The organism is Pseudonocardia ailaonensis (assembly GCF_039531635.1).
Taxonomy (GTDB): domain Bacteria; phylum Actinomycetota; class Actinomycetes; order Mycobacteriales; family Pseudonocardiaceae; genus Pseudonocardia; species Pseudonocardia ailaonensis.
Genome location: NZ_BAAAQK010000012.1, coordinates 419,314 through 425,880, shown reverse-complemented (window position 1 = coordinate 425,880; position 6,567 = coordinate 419,314). Strand labels below are relative to the sequence as shown.

The window sequence follows — 6,567 nt, the reverse complement described above, 5'->3', positions numbered from 1 at the left end:
GACCTCCTGGTCCGGGGCCGCTCGTCGTTGTGCGCCCCTCCTCCGTAAGATACGGTCGCGTTTCCTACCGAGGGAGGCGGCATGAGGGCGATCGTGATCGGTGCGGGGATCGGCGGGCTCGCGGTGGCCGGTGGGCTGAGCCGGATCGGGGCCGCGGTCACGGTGCTGGAGCGGGCGCCCGAGGTCCGCGCCGGCGGCTCGGGAATTTCGTTGTGGCCCAACGGTTTCACCGCACTCGATGCGCTGGGGGCCGGCGCCGCGGTCCGGGCGGTGACCGGGCACGCCGCCGCCGGGCTGCAGGCGGGCCAGCGCCGCCCGGACGGGCGCTGGCTCTCCCGCACGCCCCCCGCCGCCGTGGCCGGGCTGGGCATCCTCGATCGCGCCGATCTGCACGCCGAGCTGCTCGCGGCGGCGGACCGCGCGGAGATCCGGTGCGGCGTCGAGGTCCGTGGGGTGTCTCCCGACGGACGCACGGTGACCCACTCCGGCGGCACCGAGACCGCGGACGTCGTGGTGGCGGCGGACGGGATCCGCAGCGTCGTGCGCTCCGGGTGGCCGGGCGACCCGGGCCTGCACTACTCCGGGTACTCGGCCTGGCGGGCGATCACGGCCGAGCCGGTGGACCTGCTCGGCGCCGCGGGCGAGACCTGGGGTCGCGGCCTGCGGTTCGGCCAGGCCCCGCTGCGCGACGGGCGCGTCTACTGGTTCGGCGTGGCCACCCTGCCCGCCGGCCGCACCCTGCCGGACGAGGACGCCGCCGTCCGCGAGGCCTTCGCGGGCTGGCACGACCCGATCCTCGCCCTGCTGGCCGCCACCCCGCCCGAGGCCGTCCATCGCCTCGACATCCACGACCTCGCGAGCGTCCCGCCGTCGTTCCGGCGCGGCCGCGCGGTCCTGCTCGGCGACGCCGCCCACGCCATGACGCCGGACCTCGGCCAGGGCGGCGGGCAGGCCCTGGAGGACGCGGCGACCCTGGTCCGGCTGCTCACCGGCGGCCCGGCGGCCGGCATCGACGCGGCGCTGGACCGCTACGACGCCCTCCGCCGCCCCCGCACCGCCCGCCTGCACCGCCTCGCCCGCCGGGTCGGCGCCGCCGCGCAGATCTCCTCCCCCGTGCTCGCGGCCCTGCGCGACATGGCGCTGCGCCTGGTACCGGACTCGCTCACCGGTGCCCAGGTGGAGCGGATCGCTGTCTGGGAGCCGCCGCCCGCGCCGGCGGCCGGCGGGGACTAGCGTGCGGGTGTGAGCGCTCCCGCCCGCCGCCGGCGCGGCGCCGAGCTGGAACGGGCGATCCGGCGGGCCGTGATCACGCTCGTCACCACCCGCGGGCCCGCCGGGGTCACGATGGAGGCCGTCGCCGCCGAGGCCGGCACGTCGAAACCGGTGCTCTACCGCCGCTGGCCGGACCGCGCGGCGCTGCTGCGGGACACCTTGCTGCACACCGCGGGCCGGGCCGTCCCGACCCCGGACACCGGGACCTACCGCGGCGATCTCCTCGCGGTGCTGCGCGGCTGGGCCGCCACCCTCACCGATCCCGCCACCGCGCCGGTCGTGGCCGCGATCGTCGCCGCCCTGCAGCAGGACGCCGAGCTGCGGGACGCCTTCCGGGACAGCGTGATCGGCTGGCGGAAGGCCGAGATGGCGCGGTTGATCGCGCGCGGGATCGAGCGCGGCGAGCTGCGGCCGGACGTGCCGGTCGAGTTCGCGCGCGAGCTCGGCCAGGGCGTGCTGTGGCACCGCTTCCTGATCACCGGCGACCCCATCGACGACGGCGTCGTGGTCCGGATCGTCGACGAGATCGTCATGCCGTTCGTCGCGGCCCGCCCCTGAGCCGGCGGGTAATTGCCGCGCGTCGGACCTCGCCGCGCGGCTACCGTCCTCGCCGGAGATCAGGGGGTGGACGGCGTGCGGCCGTTGAGTGGGCGTCGGCTGGCCGGGCCGGTCACCGTGGTGGCGGTCGCGGCGGCGACCGTGGCCGCCGGCGCGGAAGCGGTGGCCGCGACCGTCGTCGGGCAGGTCGCGGCCGGTCCGACGGCGTCGCTGGTGTCGCTCCTGGCGGCCCTGCTGCTAGGTGCCGCGGTGCTGGACACGATCGGCCGGGTGCTGTTCTCCGGCGTCGTGGGCCGGGCCGAGGGTCGGCTGCGCGCCGACCTGGTCGACGCCGTGCTGGCCCAGCCCGTGGCGCGGCTGGAGGACCAGGCCGTCGGCGAGCTGATGGACCGCGTCGACGACGACGCGCGCGAGCTGGGCACGCTGTTCCGCCGGATCGGCTGGGAGACCGGCTCCGCGGGCCTGCGGTCGGTGGCGGCCTGGATCGCCGCCGGCATCCTGTTCTGGCCGGCCTGGATCGCGTTCCCGCTGGTCGCCGTCTTGACGCTGCTCGTGGCGCGGCCGCTCACCGCGCGGATCGCCCGCTGCGCCGTCGCCGAGGAGGAGGCCTGGTCGGAGCACGCGGCGCAGCTCGAGGAGGCCGTCGCCGGGCAGGACGACATCCGGACGTCGCTGGGCCAGCCGCACGTCGTGCGCGGGTACGTCGCGCGCGCGGCCACCGTCCTGCGGCGCGTGCAGGCGACCCGCCGGGCCACGACCCGGGTCGGGCTCGCGACCGGCCTGGTCACCCACGCGCTGCTCGGCGCCGTGGTGCTGGGCGGGGTGTGGCTCGTCGCGGGCGATCCCGGCGGCGTCGCGGCGCTGGTGGCGCTGTGGCTGCTGGCGTCGGCGTTCGTGGCGCAGGTCGACGAGGTCGCCAACCAGCTCCCCGAGATCCAGACCGGGCTCGGCGCGCTCACCCGCGTCTCGGCCCTGCTCTCGGCGGAGCGGGAGCCGACGACCGGTGATCCGGTCCCGTCCGGCCCCCTGGCGGTGTCGCTGCGCGGCCTGACCGCCGGCTACCCCAACGGGTTCCGGCTGGCCGGAGTGGATCTCGACGTGCCCGCGGGGACGACGTGCGCCCTGGTGGGCCGCACGGGTTCCGGCAAGTCGACGATCGCCAAGGTGCTCTCCCGCGCGGTCGAACCCCCGCCCGGGCAGGTGTTCGTCGGCGGGCGGGACATCACGAACCTGGAGCTCGACGGGCTGCGCCGCGTCGTCGGCGTGGTCACCCAGCGCACCGAGCTGCTGACGGCGACGCTCGCCGAGAACGTCGCCCTGCACCGCCCGGTCCCTCGCTCCACGATCGAGGCGGCCTTCACCGCCCTGGGTCTCGACGAGTGGGTCGCGGCCCTCCCGGCGGGCCTCGACACCGTGCTCGGCGTCGGCGGCACCACGCTGTCGGCGGGCGAGCAGCAGCTGGTGGCGTTCGCGCGCCTGCTGGTCCGCGACGTCGGCCTGGTCGTCCTCGACGAGGCGACGGCCCGGATGGACCCCCGCACCGAGGAGCGCGTGACCCGCGCGACCCGGTCCCTGCTGGCCGGGCGCACGGGCATCGTGATCGCCCACCGGCTCTCGACGGTCCGGCACGCGGACTCCGTCGCGGTGCTGGAGGACGGCGCGGTGGTCCAGTCGGGGCCGCGGGCCGAGATCGAGCGGCAGCCCGGCGTCTTCGCCGAGCTCCTGGCGGCCGGCACCGACCCCGGGGACGGGACGTCGCGCGACATCCGCGGCGCCGGCGAGTCCGCACCGCCCGCAGGCGGTGCCGAGGTCGCCGGGACCCCCACCCTCCGCAGGGCCGAGCGCCGGGCCGCCCCGCCGCGGCGCGTCGCCGAGGACCACACCCCGCCGCTGTGGAGGGCGGTGCCGCGGCTCATCTGCGCCCACCCGCGCTGGGGCCTCACGGGCGCGTTCCTGTTCGTCCTCGCGGTGGCCTGCGGGGCGACCGGCGTGGTCACGGCCTGGCTCTGGGGCGACCTCGCCGCCGCCCTGCAGGCCGGGGAGACGCCGTGGGGGCACGCGATCGCCCTGACCGCCGTGCTGCTGTCGTTCCCGCTGTGGATCGGGCTCGCCTACCGGACCTACTTCATCTGGTGGACCGGCGTCACCCTGCGGCTGCGGCTCGCCGTGCTGCGCGGGCAGACGATGGACCGCCGCCCGGCCCGCACCCCGCCCGGGGAGGTCGTCGCCCGCGCCCTGGACTCCGAGCGCATGATCCTCTACCTGGACAACTGGGTCGACGTCACGATGGCGATGATCATGGTCGTGCTGGCCGGGGTCACCGCCGGGGACGCCCGCGCCGCGCTGGTGATCGCCGGCATGCTCGCCCTGTGCACCGCCGCCGCGAGCGTCGGCGCGCCCTTCGTGGGGCGCGCGGGGCGGGCCGCGGCCGACGCCCGGGCACGGTTCGGCGGCGAGCTCGCCTCGACGCTCGACGCCGTGCGCACGGTCAAGCTCGCCGCCGCGACGGACGCGCTGCGGGCCCGGCTCGCCGGCGTCGACCGGGCCCGTGTGCGGTCGATCATCCGCGAGCAGCGGCTGCAGACCCTGTTCGAGGGCCTGCCGGGCGTGCTGGTGCAGGCCGGGATCGTGCTCACCTGGGCCGTCCACCTCGGCGGCGGCTGGGATCTCGCGACGGCGCTGCTGGTCAGCACCGTGCTCGCGGGCTCGGGCTACTTCGGTCAGGTCGGCTCCACGGTGGTCACCGAGGCACCGGCCACCCGGCGCTGGCTCGCCGACGTGGGCAGGCTGGCCGCGCCCGCCGACCCGACCCGGCTGCCCGCGGGCGTCGACCTCCTGGCGGGCACCGCGCCCGCGCCGGAGGCCGCACCGCCGGCGCCGCTGGAGCGGCTGGTGTGCGAGAAGCTCGCCGCGGTCCACGACGACGGCACGATCGGCGTCGAGGGCGTCGACCTGGAGATCGGGGCCGGCGAGCTGGTCCTCGTGACCGGCGAGGTCGGCTCCGGCAAGTCGAGCCTGCTGGGCGCGCTGGCGGGGATCGTGTCGAGCGAGGGCCGGATCCGGTGGAACGGCACGGTGCTGGAGGACCCGGAGACGGAGCTGCGACCGGGCCGGGTCGCCTACGTGGCGCAGGTGCCGCGGGTGCTGTCCGGCACGTTCGCGGAGAACATCACGCTGGGCCGCCCCGCCGCCCGGCTCGCCGACGCGGTCGAGGCCTCGCGCCTCACGAGGGACCTCGTGGCGGCGGGCGGCCCGGACACCGCGGTGGGACACCGGGGCATCCGGCTCTCGGGCGGCCAGGTCCAGCGCCTGGCGATGGCCCGCGCGCTCGCGACCGGGGCCTCCCTGGTCCTGGCCGACGACGTGTCCTCGGCCCTCGACGCCCGCACCGAGCTGGAGCTGTGGTCGGCCCTGCGCGAGCGCGGTACCGCGGTGCTGGGCGCCAGCACGACCCGCGTCGCGCTGGAACGGGCGGACCGGGTCGTCGTGCTGGAGGGCGGCCGGATCGTCGACGAGGGGCCCTGGGCGGACCTGGCCGAGCGCTGGTCCCACCTGGCCGGCTGAGCCGGGCGGGGATCGGCGCTGGTGGGCACGGGTGAGCACAGGTGAGCGCGGTCGGCGGTACGTCCGCGCCCGCGGGGCGCGCTTGGATGGGCGCGTGCAGGGGGTGACGCGGCGCAGTCCGGTCGTGGTCGGACGGGGGGCCGAGCTGGCCGAGGTCCGGGCGCTCGCGGCGCCCCCGCTCACCGGGTGCGCCGTCGTCGTGACCGGGGAGGCCGGGATCGGCAAGACCCGGCTGCTCGACGAGCTGGTCGCGGCGGCCGGGCCCGCGCTCGTCCTCACGGGCCGGGCGGTGCCCGACGGCGGCGCCCACCGTCCCCTCGCCGAGGCCCTGATCGGGCACCTCGACCGTCCCGAGGCCGCCGGTCCCGGGGTCCGCCCGTTCCGGGCCGCGCTCGAACGGCTGCGCTCGGCCGCCGCCGCGGACAGCTCGCCCGGCGGCCCGGACCAGGCCGTCGTGCTCGGGGCCGGGGTGCTGCGGCTGCTGTCGGTGCTCGCCCCGCAGGGCGCGGTGCTGCGGCTGGAGGACCTGCACTGGGCGGACGCCGACACCCTCGCCGTCGTCGAGTACCTGGCGACGGCGGTGGCGGGCTCCCCGGTGCTCCTGGCCGTGTCGACGCGGCCGGGCTCCGCGTCCCGCCTGCTGGCGGGCGCCCCCGGCCTGCGGGAGATCGCCCTGCACCGGCTGGACCGGGCCGGGGTCGCCGCGCTGGCCGCGGCCTGCCGCGGGGGCGATCCCCTGCCGGAGCCCGAGGTCGACGACCTGTTCTCCCGGTCGGCCGGGTTGCCGTTCGTGGTGGAGGAGATGCTGGCCGTGCCGGACCGGGCGATCCCGCCGACCCTCGCCGCGCTCGTCGAGTCCCGGCTCGCGGCGCTCGGTCCCGCGGCGCGCACCGTCCTGGCCGCGGCGGCCGTCCTCGGCCCGGAACCGGACTGGACGCTGGTGCCGGCCACCGCCGGGGTGCCGGACGTGGCGGCGGCCGTGCACGCCGCCCTCGAGCAGTCCGTGCTCGACCGCGACGGCGGCGAGGTCCGCTGGCCCCACGCCCTCGTGCGGGAGGCCGTCCTCGCCACCGTCGTCCCGCCGGAGCGCGCCGTGCTCGCCGGGCGGGTCGCCTCGGCGCTGGGCGAGGACCCGCGGCCGGTGCCGCTGTGGCGCGACGCCGGCCGTCCGGC

At 78.0% G+C, this 6,567-nt stretch carries 3 protein-coding genes and 1 pseudogene; all 4 read left to right on the top strand.

Annotated features, from left to right (window positions below; all coding sequences use genetic code 11):
• The first annotated feature begins 81 nt into the window (after nucleotides 1-81).
• Nucleotides 82-1,233, top strand: coding sequence for an FAD-dependent monooxygenase (locus ABD324_RS20470; protein WP_344419319.1), 1,152 nt, complete (start codon nucleotides 82-84; stop codon nucleotides 1,231-1,233).
• Nucleotides 1,234-1,242: 9 nt separating this feature from the next.
• Nucleotides 1,243-1,830, top strand: coding sequence for a TetR/AcrR family transcriptional regulator (locus tag ABD324_RS20465; protein WP_344419316.1), 588 nt, complete (start codon nucleotides 1,243-1,245; stop codon nucleotides 1,828-1,830).
• Nucleotides 1,831-1,905: 75 nt separating this feature from the next.
• Nucleotides 1,906-5,394 carry an ATP-binding cassette domain-containing protein gene (locus ABD324_RS20460; RefSeq protein WP_344419313.1) on the top strand — a complete coding sequence of 1,163 codons (3,489 nt, stop codon included), beginning with the start codon at nucleotides 1,906-1,908 and terminating at the stop codon, nucleotides 5,392-5,394.
• Nucleotides 5,395-5,425: 31 nt separating this feature from the next.
• Nucleotides 5,426-6,567 (top strand): annotated as a pseudogene (locus tag ABD324_RS37310) (AAA family ATPase); the annotation flags it as partial.

Coding starts and splice junctions, on each gene's coding strand:
- ABD324_RS20470 (WP_344419319.1), top strand. CDS start 82: ATGAGGGCGATCGTGATCGGTGCGGGGATCGGCGGGCTCGCGGTGGCC.